Annotated in this window: 22 protein-coding genes; 5 read left to right on the forward strand and 17 right to left on the reverse strand. The window is 67.5% G+C overall.

Features of this window, described 5'->3' with window-relative positions; translation table 11 throughout:
- Positions 1-541: 541 nt before the first annotated feature.
- The 8 genes from ABZ004_RS10520 to ABZ004_RS10555 form a co-directional block, all read right to left on the reverse strand.
- The gene (locus ABZ004_RS10520) at positions 542-1,825 is read right to left on the reverse strand and encodes an alpha-L-fucosidase (protein WP_355679533.1); all 1,284 of its coding nucleotides are present in this window, start codon (positions 1,823-1,825) and stop codon (positions 542-544) included.
- Positions 1,826-1,830: 5 nt separating this feature from the next.
- On the reverse strand, positions 1,831-2,697 hold the full coding sequence (locus ABZ004_RS10525; RefSeq protein ID WP_355679534.1) for a carbohydrate ABC transporter permease: 867 nt from the start codon (positions 2,695-2,697) through the stop codon (positions 1,831-1,833).
- Positions 2,694-3,689 carry a sugar ABC transporter permease gene (locus ABZ004_RS10530; protein ID WP_355679535.1) on the reverse strand — a complete coding sequence of 332 codons (996 nt, stop codon included), beginning with the start codon at positions 3,687-3,689 and terminating at the stop codon, positions 2,694-2,696. Before ABZ004_RS10530 ends, ABZ004_RS10525 begins: the two co-directional genes overlap by 4 nt.
- The gene (locus ABZ004_RS10535; RefSeq protein ID WP_355679536.1) at positions 3,686-5,008 is read right to left on the reverse strand and encodes a sugar ABC transporter substrate-binding protein; all 1,323 of its coding nucleotides are present in this window, start codon (positions 5,006-5,008) and stop codon (positions 3,686-3,688) included. The genes ABZ004_RS10530 and ABZ004_RS10535 overlap by 4 nt, the downstream gene beginning before the upstream one ends.
- A gap of 218 nt (positions 5,009-5,226) precedes the next feature.
- Positions 5,227-5,772, reverse strand: a complete 546-nt coding sequence (locus ABZ004_RS10540) for a hypothetical protein (protein ID WP_355679537.1) — start codon at positions 5,770-5,772, stop codon at positions 5,227-5,229.
- Positions 5,773-5,785: 13 nt separating this feature from the next.
- Positions 5,786-7,015, reverse strand: coding sequence for an ABC transporter permease (locus ABZ004_RS10545; RefSeq protein WP_355679538.1), 1,230 nt, complete (start codon positions 7,013-7,015; stop codon positions 5,786-5,788).
- A complete protein-coding gene (locus tag ABZ004_RS10550; RefSeq protein ID WP_355679539.1) occupies positions 7,015-7,707 on the reverse strand; it encodes an ABC transporter ATP-binding protein in 693 nt (230 codons plus the stop codon). Before ABZ004_RS10550 ends, ABZ004_RS10545 begins: the two co-directional genes overlap by 1 nt.
- Complete coding sequence (locus ABZ004_RS10555) at positions 7,697-9,022, reverse strand: HlyD family efflux transporter periplasmic adaptor subunit (protein ID WP_355679540.1); 1,326 nt, start codon at positions 9,020-9,022, stop codon at positions 7,697-7,699. Before ABZ004_RS10555 ends, ABZ004_RS10550 begins: the two co-directional genes overlap by 11 nt.
- Before the next feature lie 258 nt (positions 9,023-9,280).
- Here ABZ004_RS10555 and ABZ004_RS10560 point away from each other — a divergent pair, with 258 nt between their 5' ends.
- Entirely contained in the window at positions 9,281-9,664 is a 384-nt protein-coding gene (locus ABZ004_RS10560; protein WP_355679541.1) for an RNA polymerase-binding protein RbpA, read from the forward strand.
- Between the two features lie 148 nt (positions 9,665-9,812).
- Here the strand turns inward: ABZ004_RS10560 and ABZ004_RS10565 are convergent, their stop codons facing one another.
- The 7 genes from ABZ004_RS10565 to ABZ004_RS10595 all read right to left on the reverse strand — a co-directional run bounded on the left by ABZ004_RS10565 (position 9,813) and on the right by ABZ004_RS10595 (position 17,821).
- Positions 9,813-10,313, reverse strand: a complete 501-nt coding sequence (locus ABZ004_RS10565) for an FxsA family protein (RefSeq protein ID WP_355679542.1) — start codon at positions 10,311-10,313, stop codon at positions 9,813-9,815.
- 31 nt (positions 10,314-10,344) lie between these two features.
- The gene (lnt, locus tag ABZ004_RS10570) at positions 10,345-11,895 is read right to left on the reverse strand and encodes an apolipoprotein N-acyltransferase (protein ID WP_355679543.1); all 1,551 of its coding nucleotides are present in this window, start codon (positions 11,893-11,895) and stop codon (positions 10,345-10,347) included.
- A gap of 546 nt (positions 11,896-12,441) precedes the next feature.
- Complete coding sequence (locus ABZ004_RS10575) at positions 12,442-12,837, reverse strand: hotdog domain-containing protein (protein WP_355679544.1); 396 nt, start codon at positions 12,835-12,837, stop codon at positions 12,442-12,444.
- Entirely contained in the window at positions 12,834-13,592 is a 759-nt protein-coding gene (locus ABZ004_RS10580; protein WP_355679545.1) for an OAM dimerization domain-containing protein, read from the reverse strand. Before ABZ004_RS10580 ends, ABZ004_RS10575 begins: the two co-directional genes overlap by 4 nt.
- Complete coding sequence (locus tag ABZ004_RS10585) at positions 13,589-15,157, reverse strand: lysine 5,6-aminomutase subunit alpha (RefSeq protein WP_355679546.1); 1,569 nt, start codon at positions 15,155-15,157, stop codon at positions 13,589-13,591. The genes ABZ004_RS10580 and ABZ004_RS10585 overlap by 4 nt, the downstream gene beginning before the upstream one ends.
- Complete coding sequence (locus ABZ004_RS10590) at positions 15,154-16,755, reverse strand: amidohydrolase (RefSeq protein ID WP_355679547.1); 1,602 nt, start codon at positions 16,753-16,755, stop codon at positions 15,154-15,156. The genes ABZ004_RS10585 and ABZ004_RS10590 overlap by 4 nt, the downstream gene beginning before the upstream one ends.
- A gap of 4 nt (positions 16,756-16,759) precedes the next feature.
- Entirely contained in the window at positions 16,760-17,821 is a 1,062-nt protein-coding gene (locus tag ABZ004_RS10595) for an L-erythro-3,5-diaminohexanoate dehydrogenase (protein WP_355679548.1), read from the reverse strand.
- 164 nt (positions 17,822-17,985) lie between these two features.
- Here ABZ004_RS10595 and ABZ004_RS10600 point away from each other — a divergent pair, with 164 nt between their 5' ends.
- Positions 17,986-19,461: a lysine 2,3-aminomutase gene (locus tag ABZ004_RS10600; RefSeq protein WP_355679549.1), complete on the forward strand. Its 1,476-nt coding sequence runs from the start codon at positions 17,986-17,988 to the stop codon at positions 19,459-19,461.
- A gap of 50 nt (positions 19,462-19,511) precedes the next feature.
- Here the strand turns inward: ABZ004_RS10600 and ABZ004_RS10605 are convergent, their stop codons facing one another.
- Complete coding sequence (locus ABZ004_RS10605) at positions 19,512-20,522, reverse strand: NAD(P)-dependent alcohol dehydrogenase (protein ID WP_355679550.1); 1,011 nt, start codon at positions 20,520-20,522, stop codon at positions 19,512-19,514.
- A 109-nt stretch (positions 20,523-20,631) separates the two neighbouring features.
- Here ABZ004_RS10605 and ABZ004_RS10610 point away from each other — a divergent pair, with 109 nt between their 5' ends.
- A complete protein-coding gene (locus ABZ004_RS10610) occupies positions 20,632-21,432 on the forward strand; it encodes a helix-turn-helix transcriptional regulator (protein ID WP_355679551.1) in 801 nt (266 codons plus the stop codon).
- Positions 21,433-21,468: 36 nt separating this feature from the next.
- On the forward strand, positions 21,469-21,801 hold the full coding sequence (locus tag ABZ004_RS10615) for a DUF4288 domain-containing protein (protein ID WP_355679552.1): 333 nt from the start codon (positions 21,469-21,471) through the stop codon (positions 21,799-21,801).
- Between the two features lie 24 nt (positions 21,802-21,825).
- Here ABZ004_RS10615 and ABZ004_RS10620 read toward each other — a convergent pair whose 3' ends face one another.
- Positions 21,826-22,554, reverse strand: coding sequence for a 4a-hydroxytetrahydrobiopterin dehydratase (locus ABZ004_RS10620; RefSeq protein WP_355679553.1), 729 nt, complete (start codon positions 22,552-22,554; stop codon positions 21,826-21,828).
- 116 nt (positions 22,555-22,670) lie between these two features.
- Here ABZ004_RS10620 and ABZ004_RS10625 point away from each other — a divergent pair, with 116 nt between their 5' ends.
- Complete coding sequence (locus tag ABZ004_RS10625) at positions 22,671-23,642, forward strand: WYL domain-containing protein (protein ID WP_355679554.1); 972 nt, start codon at positions 22,671-22,673, stop codon at positions 23,640-23,642.
- Positions 23,643-23,706 lie beyond the last annotated feature (64 nt).

Genomic DNA, 23,706 nt, shown 5'->3' on the forward strand with positions numbered 1-23,706 from the left:
GCCGACGCCGGCCCCGCGGCCGGCGGGATCGGCGGCGGGGGCGAGGCCGCCGATCCGTGGGGATCCGGTTGCGCTGGAGGCCGAGGCGCCGGCTACACCAGCGATGAGGCCCGCTGCGCCAACGGCGACACCACCAGCGGCGGCGAGAAATTTGCGACGTTCCATGGGCTACTCCTGCTCAGGCGGAAGGGGAGGTCACGTTCGGTCAGACTGTCCGGATCGCGGCCGGGAGAGTGCACGCCCCATGGTCAAGTTCCTGGGGGTCCGGACCAGAAGGAGGGGCTTCGGACAAAGGTTGGTGGTTCGGACAGGCTGGTGGTTCGGACAGGCTGGTGGTTCGGACAGGCTGGTGGTTCGGACAGAAGGCGGGGGGTTCAGGTAGCAAGCGGGGGTGAGGACAGGAAACCGGGGGTGGGGACATGGCATGCGCTGTTCCAACCCCCAAGAAGCTGTCCGAGGGGCCGAGTTCCTGTCCGAACCTCCGGCCAGGAACTCGGAGGTGGGGGCAGGAAGTCGGGGGTGGGGGCAGGGCATGGGGTGTTCAGAGCTCCGGGGAGGAGGTGGTTGGGGGCTCGGGAGCTTGGGTGGGAGGGGTGAGGAAGAGCTCTATGACGGGGATGGCGACGTCGGGGCGGTGGGTGGGGAGTTGGAGGGTGAGGGTGCCGGGGGGTTGGGCGCCTGGCGTGGTGTTGGTGGCTCGGGTGGGGTCGGGTTCTACGAGCTGGATTTCTGAGGCGTCTGAGAGGAGTTGGGCGTAGGAGACTCGGCCGGCGAGGTCGGGGAGGTGGATGTGGCGGAAAGGCCAGCTGAAGAGGTGGAGGTAGAGGCGGTCGCCGTTTTGGGTGTAGCGGCAGTCGGCGGGTGGGACGAAGGGTGAAGCACCGCAGCCGTAGATGGAGCGTTCGTGGAGGTGCATCCAGTCGCCGATCGACTTCAGGGTCGCCTGCGCGATGGGGTCGATGAGACCGCGCCCGGTCGGGCCGACGTTCAGCAGCAGGTTGCCGTCCTTGGCAACGCCGTCGATCAGCATTCGCAGCAGCAGATCCGGGCCTTTGTAGTCGTGGTTGTCCCGGTCGTACCCCCAACTTCCGTTGAGTGTCTGGCACGCCTCCCACAACCCGGCCATCGGACCAGCCGGCTGGTATTGCTCCGGCGTCACGAAATCCCCAGGAAGCCCAGTCCGGTCATTGACCAGAATGTCCGGCTGCAGCGATCGGACCAGAGCAAGAAGTTCCTCAGCACCCCACTCTGACGCGCCCTTGCCGCCCCAGGTCTGCGGCCGCCCGGCGTACGAGAAATCGAAGAACAGATAGTCGATCGTCCCGAACCCGGTCAGCAGTTCCCGCACCTGCCCGTACAAATACTCCCGGTACTTCGAAAGGTCCCGCGGCTCGGCCTTGGCCTCGTCGTCATCGCGTTGCGGATGCAATCCGTCGATCGGGAACGACGGATGATGCCAATCGATCAACGAGTGATAGAACCCGACCTTCAACCCCTCCGCCCGGCACGCGTCGACGAACGGATCCAGCAAATCCCGCCCGTACGGCGTATTCGTCACCTTGTAATCGGTCAACGCGCTGTCCCACAAGCAGAACCCGTCATGATGCTTCGTTGTCAGTACGACGTATTTCATCCCCGCCGACCGCGCCGCCCAGGCCCATTCGCGCGGCCGGTACAGATCCGGGTCGAACCGATCGAAGTACCGCTGGTACTGCGCGTCGCTGAGCTTCTCCCGGTTCTTCACCCACTCGTGCCGGGCCGCCAGCGAATAGAGCCCCCAGTGGACGAACATGCCGAACCGGTCGTGGCGGAACCAATCCTTCATCACACTCATCCCTTCAGGGCACCGGCCGTGAGACCGCGGGCGAACGATCGCTGGAAGAGCAGGAACACGATCACCGACGGCAGCAGCGCCAGCAGCGAAGCCGCCATCACCACCCCCGGCGTCACCACCGGATCGATCCGCAGGGTCCGCAGCGCCAACGGCAACGTGTACGACGAAGAGTTCGTTGCCACCAGCAACGGCAGCAGATACTGGTCCCAGATCATCGTGAAGCCGAACACCCCGATCACGCCGAGCGCGGGCCGGCACAGCGGCAGGATGATCTGGGCGAAGATCCGCAGCTCACCGGCCCCGTCGATCCGCGCCGCCTCCTCGAGCTCGCGCGGGACGTCCTTCATGAACTCGGTCATCACCAGGATCGAGAACGCCCACGCGCCCAGCGGCACGATCATCCCGGCCAGCGTGCCCATCAGGTTCACGTGCAGCAGCGGCAGGTCGCCGAGCACCAGGGTCAACGGCAGCGCGAGGATCTCCTCGGGCAGCATCATCGTGGCCAGGATCGCCACCAGCACCAGCGTCATCAGCGGGAACACCTTGCGGGCCAGCGCGTACCCGGCGAGCACCGAGACGGCGACCTGCAGGAGCAGCCCGAAGCCGACCACGAAGAAGGAGTTCAGCAGATACTTCAGTACGCCGTGGTCGAAGGCGATCCGGAAGTTGTCCAGCGTCGGCCGGTGCGGGATCACGCTCAACTGCGTCGGATCGGACACCTCACTGAAAGAGCTCACCAGCAACGCGAGCAGCGGCCCGGCGAAGACGATGAATAGGCCGGCGTACACAACGGCCTTGATCACTCGCGCCGTGATGCCTTTCCGCTCAGTCAGACCTAGCGCGGTCTCGGTCGCTGCGCTCATGCGGCCTTCCTCCTTCGGAGCAGCTGGACGCAGACCGTCAGCACGAGAGTCGCGGCGAACAGCAGGACGGCGCCCGCCGAGCCGACTCCGAGCCGGTTCTGTTCCAGCCCGAGCTTGTAGATCAGCGTCATCACGACTTCGGTGGAACCGTTCGGCCCACCGTTGGTCAGCAGGAACACCTCGGTGAAGCTGCGGAAGCCGCGCACGGCAGCGAGCACGAACAGGATCGCGAACACCGGCCGCAACCCGGGCAGCGTGACGTTCAGGATGCGTCGCCTGGTCGAGGCGCCGTCGACGATCGCCGCCTCGTACAGGCCCCGGTCGATCCCGGCCAGGCCGGCGAGGAAGATCATCATGTCGTACGGCGCGCCGCGCCAGATCCCGGTGACCGCGATCGAGGCGAGCGACGTGTCCGGGTCGTTGATGAACCCGGACGGGCCGAGACCGACCAGCCCGATCAGGTGGTTGAGCAGACCGTCACTCGTCGGGTGGTACATGATCCGCCACAGCTCGGCGACCACGGCCATCGGTACGACGACCGGCAGGAACGCCGCCGACCGGATGAAGGTCAACTTCCGCGTCTGCCCCTCGACCAGCAACGCCAGGCCGAAGCCGAGCAGCATCGAGCCGGCGGTCTGCGTGACGGCCAGCACGATCGTGTTCCAGGTCGCGGACCGGAAGCTCTCCGAACCGAGGATCTCGCTGTAGTTGGCCGTGCCCACCCAGGTGTTGCCGAGGTACGGCTTCACGTCCTGCACGGACATCACCAGTGCCCGTGCCATCGGGATGAACTTGAAGTACGTGAAGAGGATCAGCGCCGGCGCCAGAAACAACCACGGCACCCACCACTTGCCGCTCCTGCGTCCCCGCTGAGCGCCGCCCCGAGCGCGGCGCCCGACGGTACGCCGTACCGGCAGCCACTTGCGGCCGGGAGGACCCATGCGTTCCATCGGGGGCGGAGCCGTCGCGGCCGGCGCCTCGCGCACGCTCATGATGCGGCAATGCCCTGCTGGCTGAGCGTTTCGGCCAGCTTCTTGTCCAGCTTGGTGAGCTCACTGGTGACGTCGAGACCGCAGTCGGCGATCAACGCGTTCACCGTGTCGGCGGTCGCCTGGCGTACCGGGGTCCAGTTCGGGATCGACGGGGCATACCGGCCACTGTCGCGGTACGCGTCGGCGTACACCTTCCAGCGCGGGTCCTTGCGGACGGCGGTGATGTCGACCGTCTTGTTCACCGGCAACTGCACGTTGAACGCCTTCTGGCCGGCCATCCCGAGCTTCTGCCCGTCGGCCGAGATCATGAAGGAGGCGAACGCGTTCTGCCCGGCCTCGTTCTTCGACCCGGCCATCAGGTAGACGCTGCCGCCCTCGGCGAGCACGGTCGAATCCTTCGGGCCCTTCGGTACCGGAACGACCTCGTATTTGTCCTTGCCGAGACCGGCGTCGAACCGCGGCAGCAGGTACGGGCCCACGACGTACAGGCCGGTCCTGCCTGCCTCGAACGTCTCGTTGGTGGGCGGCGTGTCCATCGTCGCGGCACCCGGCTGGATCACCTTGCTGCTGCAGGCCAGGTCGCGGAACCACTTGGTCGCGGCCACCGACTCGGGGGTCGACATCGCGGGCTTGTACTTCCCGTCGGCCTGCTTGGCGATGAAGTCGCCGCCGCCGGCCCAGAGGAAGTTCGAGAAGTACCAGGAGGCGTAGCCACGCTTGGTCGACCCGGGCACGGCCAGGCCGAAGGTGTCGGCCTTCCCGTTGCCATCGGGGTCCTGCGTGGTGAACGCCTTCGCGAGAGCCGCGAGGTCATCCCACGTCTTCGGCACCGGCAACCCGGTCTTCGCACGCCAGTCCTTGCGGATCAGCAGCGCACTCGCCTGAGCGGAATACGGTACGCCGTACGTCTTGCCGTCGCCGCCCTTGCCCACCGCGAGCGCCGACTCCAGCAGCTGGTCGCTGCCCTTGATCGCGCTCAGGTCGACCTCGCGGACGATGCCCTGGGTCTGCATCGTGCCGAGCTGCGAGGAGTCGTTCAGCACCAGGTCCGGCAGATCCTTCTGTGCCGCCCGCTGGGACAGCTTGGTCTCGAAGTCGTCGAAGATCGCGGTCACCTCGACCTTCTGCCCGGTCGCCGCCTCGAAGGCGGCGGCCAGCTTCTTCATCCCCTTCTCGCCGTCACCCCCAGGGGTGGTCCGGGTCCACAGCTCCAGCGGAGCCTTCGGGTCCTGCGCCACCGGCTTGGCGCCACCCGCCCCACAACCAGCCACACTCAGTACTACGGCGCCCGCGGCGACCCATCTCAACGACCTCGACATGCCAGCTTCTCCTGTCAACGAAGAGGCAAATTAGTACTTTTTGTGCCTCATTTCGTCGGAAGATAGCGCTTTCCAAGCCGCAGCGTCAATAAGTCATCGGAGCTCTGGGCAAACAAGAGCCCGGGTGGAAGCCGGTCAGGGTCGGCTTCCACTCGGGCTGGTCCCAGTGCGGTGAGGTCAGTTCGAGGGGGGCTCCTGGGTTGGTCCCGGTGTGGAGGTCAGTTGGACGGGGTGGCGCTGGGGTTGCGGCCGCCGGGGCCGAAGCCGGTGCCGCCCTGGCGGACGGTGGTCGCGGTGAGGGTGCCGTTCGAGGTCTGACCGCTGACGACCACCTGCTCCCCCGCCTTCAGGTCACCCGCTGTGCCCTTGCTGGTGATGTCGATCGTGGTGTCGCCGGTCAGCTTGACCGTCACGTCGCCGTTCTGGGTCTTGACCACCAGTTGAGTGTCGTTCGCCGACACCACCGTGCCGATCGCTGCACTGCCGCCCGCACCGCCGCCTTGGCCGGGCTGCCCAGTTCCCTGGCCCCGGAATCCGCCGTAGCCGCGACCCGTTCCGGCCTGCGCGGTCGGCGTACTGTCCTTCGCGAAAGCTGCATGCAGCCCAGCGCCGCCGGCGAGCCCGATCGCGAGCACCACGACACCGGCCAGGACGGCGGTGGCGGTCGGCAGGTTCAGGGTCTTCTTCGGCTTCAGCGCCTCGTTGACTTCGTCGTCGCTGCCGATCTGCTGGAACTCGTCGGGTGACTGTTGGGGCGTGCTCATGAGTGAGCCTCTCTCATTCGTGGCGGAGTGCATCGATGGGACGGAGACCGGCAGCCCGGTGGGCCGGCATGCTGCCGAAGAAGAGCCCGACGGCGGCGGACACGCCGAAGGCGAGCGCGATCGACGAGGGCACCAGCACCGGCTGGACACCGGCCAGCTGGAACCGGCTGACGATCAGCGCGGCGATCACGCCGACCGTCCCGCCGAGCAGGCTCAGCAGGGTGGCCTCGATCAGGAACTGACCGAGGATCGCCCGCCGGCGGGCGCCGAGCGCCTTGCGGATGCCGATCTCGCGGGTCCGCTCGGTGACGGTGACCAGCATGATGTTCGTGACGCCGATGCCACCGACGATCAGGCTGATCGCGGCCACCGTCGCCAGCAGGGCGGTGAAGGTCGCCGCGGTGTCCTGGCTGGTCTGCAGGATCTGCGCGGAGTTCTGGATCCGGAACGGCGAGGTCGTTGTCGCCGGCACCTGATGGCGTGCGGTCAGCAACTGGGTGACCTCCGCCTGGGCGGTGTCGACCTTGTCCTTGTCCGCGGCCTGGATGACGATCTGACTCAACGCGCCGTACCCGGCCTGGGTCGCGCGGAGCGTGCTGATCGGCACGATCGCGGTCGCGTTCGGATCGTTGAAGCCGGTGCTGTCCTTGCTCGCCAGTACGCCGAGCACGGTGAAGTCGACCGCACCGAGCTTGATCGTCTGCCCGACTGCCGAGTTGGGCCGGCCGAAGAGTTCACTGGCCGCGGTCTGACCGAGCAGGATCACCCGCTGGGTGGTGTCCACGTCCTGTTTGGTGAACGAGGCGCCGGTACCGACCGGTGTGTTCGTTGCCGGCATGTACTCCGGAGTCGTGCCGATCACCTGGTTGATGGTGTAGCTGACGTCGCCGTTGGTCGCCGTACCGGAACTTGTCATCACCGGCGCGACCGCGGCCACATCGGGGGCGAGCCGGTCGTCGGCGAGTGCGCTCGCGTCGCTCAGAGTCAGGCTGTACTGCTGCGCGGCCGGACCGGCCTGCCCGCGCTGGAACCCGCCGCCACCACCGGTAGTCGAGACGGTGAGCAGGTTGGTCCCCATCGCCTCGAGCCGGTCCTGCACGGCCTTCCCGGAGCCGTTGCCGACAGCAACGAGCACGATGACCGCGCCGACGCCGATGGCCACCCCGAGCATGGTGAGCAGCGAGCGCATCTTGTTCGCGCCGAGACCGCGCAGGGCGGCCCCGAACAGGTCGCGAGGCGACATCAGCGGGTCACCTCGTCGGAGACGATCCGGCCGTCGGAGAACGTGACGAGCCGGCGGGCATGCTGGGCGACCTCGGTCTCGTGGGTGATCACCACGACGGTCCGGCCCTCGCTGTTCAGCTCGTCGAACATCCCGAGCACCTCGTCGGTCGAGTGCGCGTCCAGGTTGCCGGTCGGCTCGTCGGCCAGCAGGATCCGCGGTCCGGTGGCTAGTGCCCGGGCGATCGCGACCCGCTGCTGCTGACCGCCGGACAGCTCGTTCGGCCGGTGGTCCTCGCGGTCGGCCAGGCCGACCAGCTCCAGTGCCCGTCGGGCTCGCTGCCGGCGTTCGCTGCGGCGTAGGTGCGCGTAGGTGAGCGGGAGCTCGACGTTCGCGATCGCCGTCGTACGGGGAATCAGGTTGAAGGACTGGAAGATGAAGCCGATCTTGCGGCCGCGGACGAGAGCCTGCTGGTCCTCGGTCAGTCCGGCCACGTTCGTGCCGTCCAGCCAGTACTCGCCGCGAGTAGGCACGTCGAGGCAGCCGAGGATGTTCATCAAGGTCGACTTGCCGGAGCCCGACGATCCCATCACCGCGACGTACTCGCCGGCTTCGACCTTCAATGAGACGCCCCGGAGCGCGTGGACAGCGGTCTCCCCCGCGCCGTAGGTCTTGGAGACGTTCCGTACGTCGATGACGGCGTCAGCGGCCACGATTGGCGCCTCCGCCCGTACCGCCACCAAAGCCACCGGCGGGGAACTGGCCTGCGGGGAGCTGACCGGTGCGGCCCGCGCCCGCGCCACCCGCCGTACCGGAGCCGATGGCGCCCTGGATCAGCTCGATCCGGTCACCCTCGTTCAGGCCGGAGGTGATCTGGGTGAAGCTGTCGCCGCGGACGCCGATCTGTACGTCGCGCGTGCCGGAGCCGTCGGCCATCGTCACCGTGTGGCTGGTGCCGCTGGTGACGATCGCGGTACTCGGGACGTAGAGGACGTTCGTCGCCTTCGCGGTCTGGACCGAGACGTTCGCGGTCTGCCCGATCCGCGCGCCGGCCGGCAGCTTCGCCAGCGAGAAGGTGGCTGAGTACGAGACCACGCCGTTGGTGGTGGTCGGGGTCGGTGAGACGGAGGCGAGGGTGGCGGTCAGGTTCGTGCCGGGCTCGGCGTTCAGGGTGACGGTGGCGCTCTGGCCGGCCTTGATCTTGATCGCGTCGGCCTCGGGGAAGGAGGCGACCACCTGCAGGGACTTCAGGTCCGAGATGTCGACGAAGCCGCCGCTGGAAGCGGTCGAGCTGGTGGTCGATCCGCTGCTGCCGGTCGCGCCGGTGCCTCCGGTTCCTGTGCCGCCGGAGCTGCCACTGGATCCGCCCGCGACCGAGCCCACCGAGCCGTTGATCGCGGTGATGGTGCCGGCGATCGGTGCCTTCAGCGTGGTCGCAGCCAGGTCGGCCTGGGCGCCTTCGAGGTTCTGGTCGGCCTGTTCCTTGTCGGCCTTGGCCCGGGCGAGGCTCGCCTTGGCGTTGCTCAGCGCGACCTCGGGGCTCTGACCACCGGACTGCGACTGGGTCTGCTGACCGTTCGAGGGCGTCGGTGTCGGGGTGGCCTCGGCCGCATCGACGGCGTCCTGGGCGTCCTCGAGGGTCTGCTCGGCGGCGGTCACCGAGTCGGCCGACGCAGTTTGGTTCTGCTCGGCGATCCGTACGGCGCGTTGTGCGGCGGCCGGGTCGATCCGCGCGATCGCGGCGCCCTTCGCGACGACCTGGCCGACCTTCACCAGCACCGCGGTGACCGTGCCCGAGGTCTCGAACTGCGGCGAGGCGGTCTGCGGGCTGGCCAGGGTGCCGCTCGAACTCACGCTCGCGGTCACGTCGCCGCGGCTCACGGTGGTCGACGGACGCGTCGTACTGGCCGCTTCCGAGTCGCTCTTGAAGAACAGCAGATAGGCGCTGACGGCGATCGCCAGGACGATGGCCACCAGGGCCACGTTGAGCACGCTGAGGCCACGGAGTTTGTGGCGAGGGAGGACCATGGAGCCAGACGCTAGGGCCGTTTGCTGAGGAATCGTCGCCGGATTCCTGGCAACTGGCTGTGAACCTGGCAGGGGACTTTCGCGTCCGAACGACTGGGTGGGTGCTGTGGCCTGCGACACACAGTGATTTGTGAACACCCGATGACACGGCGTGATGACGGTGCTGTCAGGTGCGAACCTGGGGCGCGGGCATGCCAAAATGGGAATGATCCGGGTCGGCCGACCGTTGGCACGGATGACGAATCTCGGAGGTTTGACATGTCTAATCGCGTACTGCGTGGTTCGGGGCTGGGTGGGGTCAGCTTCGAGGATGACCGCGGCGTCGAGTTCGCGCCGCGCCAGATGATCACTTACGACTGCCCGCGCGGCCATGTGGTCGAGGTCACGATGGCGCACGACGCCGAGGTGCCCGCGATCTGGGAGTGCCCGCACTGCGGCAGCGAGGCCGCTCGCTCGACCGGTGAGAAGCCGGAGCCGAAGCAGGAGAAGCCGGCCCGCACGCACTGGGACATGCTCCGCGAACGGCGCAGCATCTCCGAACTCGAGGAACTGCTCGCCGAGCGAGTAGCCCTGCTCCGCTCCGGCGAGATCGGCCCCGCCCACCTGCACCGCACCCGCACCACCACCAAGCGCACCGCCTGATAGAACGCCGAACGGGCCGTCACCACACTCCTGGTGACGGCCCGTTCGTCATGCCTGACGAGATCCCCGCCACCCGCAGGGCCTCCGGCGCTTACGTCCGAAGAAGTGGAGGGACGTGTGGTCCACTTCTTCGGACGTAACCTTTGGGTCAGGTGGTGGGGGGTTTGTCGTGGGGGCGGTCGGGGTCGATGACCTCGCCTTGGATGACGTCGCCTGAGGTCTGGCGAGGGGGCTGCTGGAAGCTGCCGGGGATGAAGCCGGTGAGGGGGTTGTCACCTAGTTGGGTGACGACCCGGCGGCTGACGAAGCCGGTCAGGAGTTTGCGGGCGAGAGGGCGGGTGAACGGGAGCACGAAGAAGAAGCCGAAGAGGTCGGTGACGAAACCCGGGGTCAGCAGCAGGGTTCCGCCGACCAGGATCAGGGCGGCGTCGGCCAGTTCGCGACCAGGCATCCGGCCGGTCTTCAGCGCCGTCTGGAGGGCGTTCCAGGCGCGCCGACCCTCCCGCTTGATGATCCAGGCGCCGAGGGCGCTCTCGACCAGCAGCAGCCCGACCGTAGGCCAGCCGCCGATCACCTGGCCGACCTGGATGATCACGTAGATCTCGATGATCGGGACCAGCAGCAACGCGGCAGCGATGAACCACGGCATCAGTTCTCGGCTCCTCCTAGACAGGCACGGCTTAGCGATCCGGTGCCGGCGCCGGCGGGGTGCCCGGGTCGGCGGTCTTGCGGTTGCGCCGCGCCAGCAACGCCAGCGCTGCTCCCATGATCCCCAGGCCGGACAAGATCCACTGCGGCCAGCCGCCGAGCGTGGTTGCCAGCGTCTTCGCGTCGCGGACCGGAACCGAGGCGACGTACACGTCGGAGACGAACTGCCCCGACTTGTGCTCGACCGTCCCGTCAGGCCGGATCACGCCGGAGATCCCGCTGGTCGACGCGATCAGCACGGTCCGGCCGGTCTCGATCGCGCGCATCCGGGTGATCGCGAACTGCTGCTCCGGCTGACCCGTCCCGCCGTACGTCGCGTTGTTGGTCTGCACGATGAGCACCTGCGCGCCGCCCTTCGCCACGTCCGACACGACGTTGTCGTAGGCGAGCTCGAAGCAGATCAGGTCGCCGTAGGTGGTCCCCCGGATCGGCATGATGCCCGGCCCGACGCCGGGTGCGGTCTGCCGGCCGATCATCTCCAGCCGCTTGATGTAGGGCAGCAGTTGGTCGCGGAACGGGATGTACTCACCGAACGGCACCGGGTGCCGCTTCGCGTACCGCTGGCCGGGCCCGGTCGCCGGGTCCCAGACGATTCCGGTGGTCTGCCGCTCGTTCGGGCCTGGCCCCTCGGTGACGGCACCGACCAGGATCGGCACCTTGACCGCCTGTACTGCGGTCTCGATGTCCTGCCGCGTCTCGGCATCCTTGTACGGGTCGATGTCGGTGGAGTTCTCCGGCCAGATCACCAGGTCGGGCTTCACCTGCGAGCCGGCCTCGACCTGCTTCTCCAGATCGAGCGTCGCGTTCATGTGGTTCTTCGTCACGGTCCGGGCGCGGCCGAGGAACTCCAGTCCCTTGCCCGGCACGTTGCCCTGGACCATCGCGGCCGTCACGGTCTTCCCGTTGCCTGCGGTCGACAGGGAGATCAGTGAACTGAGGCCGATGATCGCGACTCCGACCACCAGCGAGACCAACCGGAGGCTGAAGGCGCTGCGGCGACGCAGTACGGCGTACACGAGGACGCCGAGCAGCGCGAGGATGAAGCTGAGACCCGCGATCCCGACGTACGCCGCGAGCCGGCCGATCGCGGAGTCGGAGAACGCCCAGGCCAGCCGGGCCCAGGGGAAGCCGCCGAACGGGACGGAGCCGGTCGCGAATTCGGTGCCCACCCACAGGCACGGGATCCAGAGCATCCAGAGACGGTGTTTGAGGGTCTGGCTGGCGAGCGCACCGAAGACGCCGTAGAAGAGGCCCTCCAGGACCGCGAGGGCGATCGTGGCGTCGCCGCCGATGACCTTGATCCAGGGCACCAGCACCAGGTAGTAGGCGATGCCGAAGCCGGAGCCGACCAGGAAGCCGCCCTTCATCGAGACGCCGTTCAGCGTCGCCAGGAAGAGTGGGATCGCGAGCAGCACGAGCCACGGGTGGTCGTGCGGTTCGTAGATCAGCCCGAGGCCGCAGCCGGCCGCCACCGCAACGATCACCCTGGGTAGTAGCCGACCCAACGCCCTCAGCCGCTCCACGCGCGTACCCCTTCGCCTCACCGACCCGGCAGACGCCGGTCGGATGACGGTACAACGAGCGGGCACGGCAGATGTATCCGGTCAGTAGCCGGAAGATGTGCGAGACGAGATCCGAGACCGCCCACACCCGAAACGCAGACAAAAGGAAAGAGGCTCGGCGGGCCTTCGGACCAACCGGCTGGCCGCTGGATGCGAGCCACCCGGCTGTTGTCTACTGGGCGCCGAGCCTCTTCCACCTCTGCCCCGCGGGGGGCTAACCACCGGCGATCTCAGCCCCCGTCGACTCAAGCCTGGCACTGGCCTGGTCAGCGTCGCGGGATCATCCGGTGGCCGAACTTCGTTGAACCGTTGGACAAACGGGATATGACGACTCCCAAAACGATGCTCGCTCGCGGCGACGGTGTCAACCTCTGCGCAGGCTCCAAGGAGTCGTTGTAACACTTTCGCCTGTACTGCCAGGCAAATCGACGCTCGGTGATCGAGGTTACGTTACAGAGCCGTCTCGGCACGCCACGTAATCGTTACCCAGGGCAACTAAAACGTCACTCAACCTTGTCCGGCCGGTACGACGACAGTCCCGGTCGCCCGGGTGATTTCGAGCGGCTCCGCGAGCACCTCGGCGGCCGACTCGGACAGGTCGGCGCGACCCCGGCAGACGACCCGGGCGACGAACGAGAGCTCGCGGCTGCGGTTGCCGACCCGGGTGATCGTTGCCGTCGCCTCCACCACATCGCCGGCCCGCAACGGCTGCAGGAACTGCACGTCCGAGTAGGAAGCGAACAATCCTTCATCTCCGTCGGCCTGGATGCAGACCTCGGTCGCGACATCGCCGAACAGGCCCAGCACATAGGCGCCGTCGACGAGGTTGCCGGCATAGTGCGCGTGGCTGTACGGGATGTAGCGGCGATGGGTGACGGACAGGCCGATAGTTGCCTTGGTCATGCAGTTCTCCGAACCGGTGCGTGCTTGCGGCGGGTGACGAGGGCATCGACGAGATAGCTGGCGACCTCACCCGGCGTCGTACCGCGGCCGAACACGCGGTCGACGCCGAGCTCACCGGCCATCGCCTCGGTGAAACGGGGGCCGCCGGCAACCAATACGGGTCGCGACTCCTCGGTGTACGCCTCCCGGAAGGCCGCCGACATCTCCTTGGTGTTCAGTACGTGCGCCTCGCGCTGGGTGACGACCTGGGAGACGAGGATCGCGTCGGCCTTCTCCGCCTTCGCGCGGCGGACGAGCTCCGGTACGGCGACCTGGGCGCCGAGGTTGACCACCTTCAGCTCCCGGTAGTACTCCAGCCCCTTCTCCCCCGCGAACCCCTTGATGTTCATGATCGCGTCGATCCCGACCGTGTGCGCGTCGGTCCCGATGCACGCACCGACGACGGTCAGCCGGCGACGCAAGCCCTTGCGGATGGCGAGGTTGGCGTCCTTCGGCGACAGCAGCGGGTAGTCCCGCTCGATCACCTCGACCTTGTCGGTGTCGACCAGGTGGTTCACCGGCCCGTAGACGACGAAGAAGGTGAAGTCCGGCCCCATCGGCTTGGCGTGCACGACGAGTGCGGGGTCCATGCCCATCTTGTTGGCCAGCTGGATCGCGGCGCCCTCGGCCCGCTTGTCGTGCGGGATCGGCAACGTGAACGACATCTGCACCATGCCGTCACCGGTGGTGTCCCCATAGGGACGAATGATGCTCACTGTGCCTCCTCGAGCAGTTCGATCGCCGGGTTGTAGTACTCCGAGGAGCGGCGGGCCACGCCGTCCAGGCCGCGGCCGGCGTCCTGCGGGCGCTTCATCAGCCCGAAGGTGCCGTCGCCGATCGCGTTCAGCAGGCCGTCGTCGACGATCCGCTCGAGCAGGTCGATGGACTCCCCCAGCACCTGGCGTGCCCTGTTCGCGATGAAGCCGTCCGGAGCCGGATGGAAGTCCTCATGAAGGTTGCCAGCGGCACCTAGTACGTAGCGGACGTTCTGCAGGGCCAGGTCGCGGTCGGAGATCCACGGCGTGACGACCGCCTCGGTCATCATGCCGACCAGCAGGATGCCCTGCCCGGTCATCGCGCCGACCAGGTTGAAGAAGCCGTCCAGCAGGTAGCCGCGGAACACGTCGCCGGTCATGTGGCGGGTCGGCGGCATCCACTTCAGCGGCGCGTCCGGGAACAGCTGCCGGGCAAGCATCGCGTGCGCCAGCTCCATCCGGAACGAGTCCGGGATCTCCGGAGTGATCTCGAACGCGTGCCCGAGCCCGAGCTGCCAGTCCTCAAGTCCGGCCTCTTTGGCGAAGTACTCGTTCAGCAGCTGCGACACCGTCACCGTGTGCGCGGCCTCGACCGCGTCGGCGGTGGTCAGGTAGTTGTCCTCGCCGGTGTTGATGATGATCCCCGCACGGGCGTGGATCTGCCGGCTGAACCGCTGGTCCACGAACGTCCGGATCGGGTTGATGTCGCGGAACAGGATCCCGTACATCGAGTCGTTCAGCATCATGTCCAGCCGCTGCAGCCCAGCCAGCGTCGCGATCTCCGGCATGCACAGCCCGGACGCGTAGTTGGTCAGCCGGATGTAGCGGCCGAGTTCGCGCGATGACTCGTCCAGCGCGGCCCGCATCAGCCGGAAGTTTTCCTGGGTCGCATACGTCCCGGCGAAACCCTCACGGGTCGCACCCTCGGGCACGTAGTCGAGCAGCGACTGCCCGGTCGACCGGATCACCGCGATGATGTCCGCACCGGCGCGCGCGGCCGCCTGCGCCTGCGGGATGTCTTCGTAGATGTCGCCGGTGGCAACGATCAGGTAGATCCACGGCCGCTGCTCGGGGTCACCGTGCCGCTTGATCAACCGGTCGCGTTCCTTGCGTCGGGCATCGACCTTCTTCAGACCGGCCGCGGCCGCCCGGCGAGCCGCAGTACGGGCTCGTACTGCGTCCTTGCCCTCCGGCAGCCGGAACGTCACCGAACCGGATGCCGCCTTCTGGGCGAGCACCGACAGGTCCTCTGCCTCACCGCGGAGCAGGGCGTCCCAGACCGGCAAGGACAGACCGTGCTCCAGGCCGACATCGGCGCGCACGGTGTCGGCCAGCCGGTTCACCCACGGGATGCCCTCGCTGTCGGCACCCGCGAGCCCGGCCAACCGCAGTACGGCGCGTTCGACCGAGACTGTGGTGTGCTGCTTGGCGATGTTGACGATCGGCTTGCCGGCCTTGCGGGCCAGACTGCGGGCCTTCCGGACGGTGACCGGATCGAGGTCGAGCTTCTTCGCTGCACGGGTCACGAGGACCATCCTTCTGCGTCGTACACGAGACGGCCGTCAACCACGGTCCGTCGGCAAACAGGCACCGGCGCCTCGGCGCTCAGATCAGGCAGAACCGGTACGCCGGCGCGCGGATCCGTCGACCACGCGGCGACCCGCTGGTCCGGGGTCTGCACGACCAGGTCGGCGTCGCTCTCCCAGATCGCGTAGGTCGCGGCCGTCCCGGTGGCGAGCACTCCGGCGTCGTCGATCCCGGCCGCACGCCAGCCGCCCCGGGTGTGCGCGGCGAACGCGGCCCGGACAGTGATCCGCTGGTCGGTGTCGTGGTGGAACGCCGCCGCGCGGACAGCTTCCCAGCCACCCAGCTCGGTCACCGGCGCATCGGAGCCGAAGGCCAGTACGACGCCCGCGCGGGCCAGTGAGCCGAACGGGTTCATACCCTTCCAGCGGTCGCCGACGCGTTCGGCGTACATGCCGTCCGGGCCACCCCAGTGGCCGTCGAACATCGGCTGGACGCTTGCGACGACGCCGCAGCGGGCCAGCGTGGCGATCGCGGCGTCGTCGACCATCTCGACGTGTTCGAGCCGGTGCCGGGCGGCGACCAGGGCCTGCACCCCGACCTTCTCGGCGGCGAGTTCGAAGCCGCGGGCGATGTTGTCGAGGGCGGCGTCACCGATGCAGTGGAAGCCGGCCTGGAGATCGCGCTCGGTGCAGGCGATCACGTGCTCGGCGATCTGCTCGGCGCTGAGGTAGGCATGGCCGCGGTGATCCGCGCGATCGGCGTACGGGTCGCGCAGCGCCGCAGTACGGGAGCCGAGGGCGCCGTCGGCGTTGAGGTCGCCTGCCAGGCCTGCAAGCCCGTACTGCGTGACGTTCTCGAAGACACCCGGTTCGCCCCAGTAGAGCGTCGCGGCGAGACCGGCTTCCTCGGCGGCCTGGCGAACCAGCGGGAGCTCCCAGAGCGGGCCGATGTGCGGGGCGGCCATCTCGTGGAAGGCACCGATCCCGCGTTCGCCCATCGCCTTGACGGCTGCCCGTGCGTCGGCGAGGCGCTGCTCCGGTCCGACGAGCTCGCTCAATGCATCCCGTACCGCGTGGTGTGCGTCGCGCTCGACCCTGCCGTTCGCGTCGTAGCCGGCGTAGCCCTCCAGATCGGGGACGGCCTTCGAGAGAGCAGAGGAAATGACGCCGGAGTGGCCGTCGACGCGGGAGAGGTAGACGCGGCGGCCGTCGGCGGCGCGGTCCAGCTCGGCGTTCGTCGGCGGACGGCCTTCGGGCCACTTGGTCTCGTCCCAGCCGGAGCCGTCGATGACCGCGTCCGGCGCGAGGTTCGCTGCGAAGGCCGCGAGCCGGTCGAGTGCTTCGGTGAGATTCGTCGTACCGGCCAGGTCGAGTCCGGTCAGCAGGGCACCGGTCTGGGCCGTGTGGACGTGGGCGTCGACGAAGGCGGGCGTGACCAGCTTGCCCCGCAGATCGATGACCTCGTCGGCGCCGGTCGCGTACGCCGCGGCGCTGGTGTCGTCGCCGAGCCAGCTGACCACGCCGTCGTCGAAGGCGATCGCGGTGGCATGAGGGTCGGCGGGTGAGTAGACGGAACCGTTGGTCAGAAGTGTGCGCACAGGGCTAATCCTGCCCCTCCGCGGCGAGCCTGCCCTCGAACAGCTCCCGGACACCCCGCTCCGAGCGGAGCAGCTCCATCGCGTAGGCCGCGTGGCCGGGCACATACCCGTTGCCGACCAGCATCGTCACGTCCGCCGCGAGACCCTCCGCGCCGAGCGCCGCGGCCGAGAACGAGGTGGCCATCGAGAAGAAGATCACCGTGCCGCCGGCCGCCGTGGACAGCACTGCGCCGTGCTCACACCCCGGTACGTCGACGCAGACGACCGTGATGTCCGCCGGTCCCCCTTGGGCCTCGACTGCTTGGGCGAGCGCTACCGGGTCGCGGGCGTCGGCGAGAGCAACCACGTCGGCGATACCTGCTGCTTCGAGGCGGGTCTTCTCCGCCTCGAACGGGACGATGCCGATGGTTCTCGCGGCGCCGGCGTGGCGGGCCGCGGCCAGCGAGAGCGAGCCGGATTTCCCTGCGCCGCCAATTACTGACACGACAGGCTTTATGCCTTTGTCGACATACTGAGCCACTACCCGCGCGGTCAGAGCGGGGGCGCCGCAGACGTCCATCACGGCCAGCGAGAGCTCCGGCTTCAGGTCGTCCGGGAGCTTCGCGACGATCGAGCGGGCGAAGAGGATCGCGTGCCCCGCGGCCGGAACCTGCTCGCTGCGGCCGTCCCACTTCTCGAGGTTGTCGGTGATCTGCAGCGGGGTGAGGGTCAGCGACACCAGCGTGGCGACCCGGTCACCCTTCTGTACGCCGAGTGGCGACTCCGGGCCGACCTCGTCGACCACGCCGACGAGCATCCCACCGGAACCGGTCACCGGGTTCTGCATCTTGCCGCGCTCGGCGATGATCCCGAGCACCGCCTGCTTCACCGCCTCGCCGTCGTGCTGGTGAGCCTCGGCGAGCTGGCGGTACGACGCGGCGTCGAGATTCAGCCGCTCGACCGAGATCCGGATCTCGTCCGGCCACAGCTCAGGGCGCGCGTCCAGCTTGAGCGCGGCCTGCGGCAGCACGCCCGCCGGTTCCAGCACGCGATGCAGTCCGACAGGTGAACCGGGGGTGTTCGGCACGAAGCCTCCTTGAGACACGGTTGCGGCCAGACTTCGTCGTGGCCGCGCAAAATACTACTCTGGAGGAGATATAGAGGACATCTTGCGGTGTTCTATTGGATCTACCGTAAGTTCTATCGCTATCCTCGCATGAGACCACCGCAGTGAGCCCCTTTGGAGGACTCGTGACCGATCTGATCAGCCCGGAGCTTGCAGCTGCCGCCCTGAACGGTGAAACACCGAACGAGCAGCCGTACGCCTATCGCCGGGCCGAGCTCGTCGAGCCCGACTGGACCCGGATGCCCGGGTTCAAGGACGTGACCGCCGAGGAATGGCGCTCGGTCCAGTGGCAGCGGTCGCACTGCGTGAAGAACGTGAAGCAGTTGCGTGACGTGATGGGCCACCTGCTCGAGGAGCGCGTCTACGAGGACCTGGAGCGCGACCAGGCCGAGCGCGCGACGATGTCGATGCTGCTGCCGCCGCAGATGCTGAACACGATCGTCCCGGAGGGTTCGGACGATTACACGGCAGCCTTCTATGCGGACCCGGTCCGCCGGTACATGCTGCCGATGTTCACCGACCGGCGTACCGACTGGGCATCGCACCCGCACGCGACCCGGGACTCGCTGCACGAGCACGAGATGTGGGCGACCGAGGGACTGACCCACCGCTACCCGACCAAGGTGCTCGCGGAGATCCTGCCGACCTGCCCGCAGTACTGCGGTCACTGCACCCGGATGGACCTGGTCGGCAATTCGACGCCGGTGATCGACAAGCTGAAGTTCACGATCAAGCCGCAGCAGCGCCTCGACGACATGCTCGACTACCTGCGCCGTACGCCGGGCGTCCGCGACGTGGTCGTCTCCGGTGGCGACGTGGCGAACATGCCCTGGCCGCGACTCGAGTCGTTCCTGACCAGTCTGCTGGAGATCGAGAACATCCGGGATATCCGGCTGGCCACCAAGGCGCTGATGGGGATGCCGCAGCACTGGCTGTCCGACGACGTCCGTGCCGGTGTAGAGCGGGTCGCTCTGCTCGGCCGGCAGCGTGGCGTGATGATCGCCATGCACACGCACGTGAACGCGGCTCAGTCCGTGACTCCCCTGGTGGCTGAGGCGACCAAGGCGATGTTCGAGGCGGGTCTGCGCGACGTACGGAACCAGGGCGTGCTCATGCGCGGCGTGAACGACTCGGTGCCGCAGCTGCTGGACCTTTGTTTCGCATTGCTCGACGGCGCCACCATCACGCCGTACTACTTCTACATGTGCGACATGATCCCGTTCTCGGAGCACTGGCGGGTCTCTGTGCGCGACGCGCAGCATCTGCAGCACGGGATCCTCGGCTACCTGCCCGGGTTCGCGACGCCGCGGATCGTCTGCGACGTGCCGTACGTCGGGAAGCGCTGGGTGCACCAGCTGTCGGAGTACGACGAGGTGCGCGGCATCTCGTACTGGAAGAAGAACTACCGCACCGGCATCGAGCAGCAGGATCCGGAAGCGCTGAACCGCACGTACGAGTACTACGACCCGATCGACACCTTGCCTGCCGAGGGCCAGGAGTGGTGGAAACAGCACGCCGGCGACTCGATCGCGAAGGCCGCCGCCCAGGCCGAGGCTTCGCGCAACGCTGCGGAGTCCCAGAAGCTCATCCAGATCACCTGACCGGAACCCCCGGTGCCGCCGTGCAGGGGACGGCACCGGGGCTTCTGATTTTAATGGCTGACGATCACCCGTCCGAAGAATTTGCCCTGGCGGTAGTAGGTCAGGGCCTCGGGTAGTTCGCTGAAATTGAAAGTGCGGTCGATCACTGGATGTAGGTTGCCGACGGCAATGGCCCGGTTCATCTCGAGGAACTGTGCGCGGTTGCCGACGGCAATGGTTCTGACCGCTGCGCCGGTCTGGAAGATGGTTGCCGCTGCCAACGGTTCGGCCTTCGCCTGCTGGCCCTGGGACGCACCGATCAGCGTGACCTCGCCACCGATAGCGGCCGACCGGACCGACTGGTCGATGATGCCGACCGGGTCGATCACGTGGTCGACTCCCCGGCCCTTGGTGACAGCGCGGACTTCGTCGGACCAGCTCGGGTTCTGGCTGTAGTCGATCACCGCGTCGGCACCCAGCGCCTTGAGCCGATCGGCCTTGGCAGGGCTGGACGACGTGGCGATCACCTCGGCGCCGGCCAACTTGGCCAGCTGAACTGCGGCCAGCGAGACAGCGCCCGTTCCCAGCGTCAGGACCGATTCGCCGGCTTGCAGACCGCGTCCGCCGGTCAGCGCGTTCCAGGCGGTCAACGCGATCAGCGGCAACGCGGCTGCCTCGTCGTACGACAGATGCTCGGGGATCGCGACGACGGCGAGTTCGTCGAGCACGGCCAGCTCGGTGAACATTCCGTCGAGCGAACTGCCCAGCTGGTCGGCGTACAGGAGAGTGAACGGTCCGTCCAGCCAGTGCGGGAAGACGGTGGCGGCGACCCGGTCGCCGACCTTCGTCCGCCGTACGCCGGTGCCGACCGCGACCACCTCGCCGACGCCTTCGCATCCGGCGACCACGCCGTCGGTGATCGGCAGCGGGTACTGGCCGTCGAGCACCTTCAACTCCCGCAGGCTGAGGCCGTTGGCGCGAATACTGACCAGAACCTGGCCGGGCCCGGGTGTCGGGTCGGGATGGTTGCGAACCTGCAGTCCCTCGATACCGCCGCCGGCTGTCAGGTGGTAGCTCTTCATCGTTCTCCTCGGTCGCTGTTGTGAGGTCAACAGTCGTCAACGGGGTGTCCGGCGGCAATTCCCTCCAGGGAATCGCTGACTGTCGGTCCGACCGGATACAACTGGGCCCATGAGCGCCTCTCCTCCTTTTGCTTTCCCCGCCGAGCTGCGTCGATGGCGAACCACGCGCCGGGTGAGCCAGCTGGAGTTGGCGCTAAGGGCCGGCACCACGCAGCGGCACCTGAGCTTCATCGAGCAGGGGCGCTCGAAGCCCGGCCGGGCGATGGTGATCCGGCTGGGCGAATCGCTCGGACTGTCGCTGCGGCAACGCAACACGCTGCTCCACGCCGCCGGCTTCGCTCCTGTCTTCACTGAGTCAGGGTTGGACGATCCGTTGATCCGCCCTGTCCGGGAGGCCCTTCAGCGGGTGCTCGACGGGCATCTCCCCTACCCGGCCGTCGTCCTCCGCCCGTACGGCGAACTGCTAGCTTCAAACACCGCCATCTCGGTGCTGACCGACGGCGTACCTGGTTGGTTACTGGAACCGCCGGTCAACCTGCTCCGGGTGATGCTGCATCCCGACGGGATGGCTCGGCGCGTGCACAACCTGAGCGACTGGGGACGCCACATCCTCGACAACCTCAGGACGAAGGCCGCGGGCAGCGCGGATCCCAAGCTCGACGCGCTGATCGCAGAGCTCGCCGGCTACGTACCGGACACGCCGCCCGGTCCGGATCACATCGGCTTCGCGATCCCGCTCGAACTGGAGACGGCGGGCGGCGTACTGCGGCTGTTGACCACCTTGACCTCCTTCGCCACAGCGACCGATGTGACGCTTTCCGAGCTGCGGCTGGAAGCGTTCCTGCCGGCCGACGAGTCGACCGCCGACATCTTGCGGAACTCTGCACATCAGGCGGTGGTTTCGGGCTAATGTCGTGGGTCAGGAAGACGACGCCGGGGGTGGGCAATGGGCTGGTACAGCGTGCGGTGTGTTTTCCAGTTGGTGGACGCACAGGAAAGTGAGTCGCCGTACGAGGAGCGGATCACGCTCTGGCAGGCAAGCGACTTCGAGACGGCGATCGAACTGGCCGAGGACGAGGCCGAGGAGTACATCGAGGACTCCCAGTGGGTCTATCTCGGGCTCGCCCAATGCTTCTATCTAGGCGACGACATCAATGTGATCCTCTCGGGCACCGAGGTCTACTCCCTGATCCGCAACAGCGACCTTCCACCCGAGGAGTACCTCGACACCTTCTTCGACACCGGCAACGAATACCAACGCCAGGTAGAAGACGTCTGACCCCGCCCGCCGGCTCGTACTGTGTCAGCTTCGGTCGATCCAGTTGGTTCCTCCGGGCCGGTATTGCGAATCGCACAGGGAACTGGTGCCTGGTTGCCAGGTGCACAGGTAGAGCTGGTTGCCATCGGGGTCGGACAGCACCCAGGTGGACGGCGCGCCCTGGTCGCTGACGAGTGTGCCGCCGGCGGCCAATGCTGCGTCGATCCGTGGCCGCACCTGAGCTGGGTCGACCCACAGATGGGGATGCCAGACTCGCTGTGTCGATCGAGCATCCGCGGTCCGGAACCAGATCATCGGCAGTCCTGTACGGGGGTCACCGACATCGCCCCAGTCCTCGGTGCCGATGACATCCTGAGAGTCCAGCACAGCCGCCCAGAACGGCGCGATCTTGTCGTAGGCGGGCGTGTCCAGGCCGAGTTCGATTCGGGTGAGACTGCCGCATTCGAGTTCAGCACCAACGGCCGCGACGATGTCAGCGATCTGACGAGCCAACCTCATGTCGGTTTCGGTCACGCCGCGAACGTCAGGGCTGGTCAGCCGAACGTCGACCTGAAAGGGCCGCAGGTCAAGCTCGGCATGATGGCCAAGGGTCTCGGCAGCCTGCCCGATCGACTCCACGAGCCGCAGCCCTTGGCTGAAGCTCTCGGTGTGGATTCGCGTTTCCAGGCCTCCTGCTCCGAACGACAGCAGTAGGGTCCAGCCGTCGAGTTCTGCTGCGGCGATCTGCTGCCCGGTCAGTACCTGCGTAGCCATGGGTGGTCTCCATCTCCCCGCCGTGCTGTCCGGGCCGGATCGCTCGGACATTTGTGAGACCGTACGAAACAAAACCGGCCACCTGTATGTCCTGTTTCTCTGATAATTTTGCGATTATGCGCGCCGAGCGCCTGGTGGCCATTGCGCTACTACTGCAAGCGCACCGGAGAATGACCGCGCCCGAGCTGGCGCGGCGCCTCGACGTATCCGAGCGGACGATCCGCCGTGACCTCGACGCCTTGCTGCTGTCCGGCCTGCCGCTGTATTCCGAGCGCGGCCGCGGTGGTGGGTGGGCGTTGCTCGACGGTCCTGCGATCAACCTCTCGGCGCTGACCACGCAGGAGGCGCAAGCGCTGTTCCTGGTGACCGGGCCAGAGCTGCTGGCCGGCCTCGGGCTGGAGCAGGGGGTCACCTCGGCGGTCGGCAAGCTGCTCGAGGCCCTCCCGGCGACAACTCGGGAGCAGGCCGACCGGACTCGGCAGGCCATTCACATCGACCCCACTCGGTGGGGCCGAACTGCGCAACCCGCGCCTGCCACGCTGATGCCGTTGCGGGACGCCGTGATCGCCGGAGTCCAGGTAGACCTCACCTACGCCCCGCCAGGCGCTGATGCGGCGGTGCACCGCGTCCATCCGTACGGATTGGTTTCCAAGAGCGCTATTTGGTACCTCGTTGCTGGTGCGGATGTGGGCCTGCGAACCTTTCGCGTCTCGTGGGCCACCAACGCCGACGCCACCACCGAAGCCGTCGAGCGGCCCGACGACTTCGACCTCATCCGGGCCTGGGAGGACGTCACCCGACGCCGCGTGCCCTGCTCGAGCAATCGGGTCGAGGTAGTGTTCCAGGTTCGTCCAGAGGATCTCGGAAGAGTCACCATGGCGCTGTCGGAAGACACCCGACCCCGGCCCGTCGACGGCGAAACTGGAACGGCACGCCGGTTGACAGCGACCTTCAGCTCGGTCCGTGAGGCGGCCTGTGAGTTGATCTACCTCGGTGAAGGCGTGCAAGTACTCGAACCGGCGTCCGTGCGCGCCGAGCTGGTGCGAATTGGGCACCGGCTGATCGCGGCACACACCCCGAAATGGTGACGCCTCGCCACCAGTCGCCCAGCGCCTTGCTCGCCGCCTGGCACCTAGAGCCTTAGATGTTGGT

The sequence above is a fragment of the Kribbella sp. NPDC006257 genome (assembly GCF_040613535.1).
Lineage (GTDB): Bacteria > Actinomycetota > Actinomycetes > Propionibacteriales > Kribbellaceae > Kribbella.

Bases quoted from the DNA above. Each gene is read 5' to 3' on its own strand.
- ABZ004_RS10520 (WP_355679533.1), bottom strand. From the start codon at position 1,825: ATGAAGGATTGGTTCCGCCACGACCGGTTCGGCATGTTCGTCCACTGG.
- ABZ004_RS10525 (WP_355679534.1), bottom strand. From the start codon at position 2,697: ATGAGCGCAGCGACCGAGACCGCGCTAGGTCTGACTGAGCGGAAAGGC.
- ABZ004_RS10530 (WP_355679535.1), bottom strand. From the start codon at position 3,689: ATGAGCGTGCGCGAGGCGCCGGCCGCGACGGCTCCGCCCCCGATGGAA.
- ABZ004_RS10535 (WP_355679536.1), bottom strand. From the start codon at position 5,008: ATGTCGAGGTCGTTGAGATGGGTCGCCGCGGGCGCCGTAGTACTGAGT.
- ABZ004_RS10540 (WP_355679537.1), bottom strand. From the start codon at position 5,772: ATGAGCACGCCCCAACAGTCACCCGACGAGTTCCAGCAGATCGGCAGC.
- ABZ004_RS10545 (WP_355679538.1), bottom strand. From the start codon at position 7,015: ATGTCGCCTCGCGACCTGTTCGGGGCCGCCCTGCGCGGTCTCGGCGCG.
- ABZ004_RS10555 (WP_355679540.1), bottom strand. From the start codon at position 9,022: ATGGTCCTCCCTCGCCACAAACTCCGTGGCCTCAGCGTGCTCAACGTG.
- ABZ004_RS10560 (WP_355679541.1), top strand. From the start codon at position 9,281: ATGTCTAATCGCGTACTGCGTGGTTCGGGGCTGGGTGGGGTCAGCTTC.
- ABZ004_RS10565 (WP_355679542.1), bottom strand. From the start codon at position 10,313: ATGCCGTGGTTCATCGCTGCCGCGTTGCTGCTGGTCCCGATCATCGAG.
- ABZ004_RS10575 (WP_355679544.1), bottom strand. From the start codon at position 12,837: ATGACCAAGGCAACTATCGGCCTGTCCGTCACCCATCGCCGCTACATC.
- ABZ004_RS10605 (WP_355679550.1), bottom strand. From the start codon at position 20,522: ATGAAGAGCTACCACCTGACAGCCGGCGGCGGTATCGAGGGACTGCAG.
- ABZ004_RS10610 (WP_355679551.1), top strand. From the start codon at position 20,632: ATGAGCGCCTCTCCTCCTTTTGCTTTCCCCGCCGAGCTGCGTCGATGG.
- ABZ004_RS10615 (WP_355679552.1), top strand. From the start codon at position 21,469: ATGGGCTGGTACAGCGTGCGGTGTGTTTTCCAGTTGGTGGACGCACAG.
- ABZ004_RS10620 (WP_355679553.1), bottom strand. From the start codon at position 22,554: ATGGCTACGCAGGTACTGACCGGGCAGCAGATCGCCGCAGCAGAACTC.
- ABZ004_RS10625 (WP_355679554.1), top strand. From the start codon at position 22,671: ATGCGCGCCGAGCGCCTGGTGGCCATTGCGCTACTACTGCAAGCGCAC.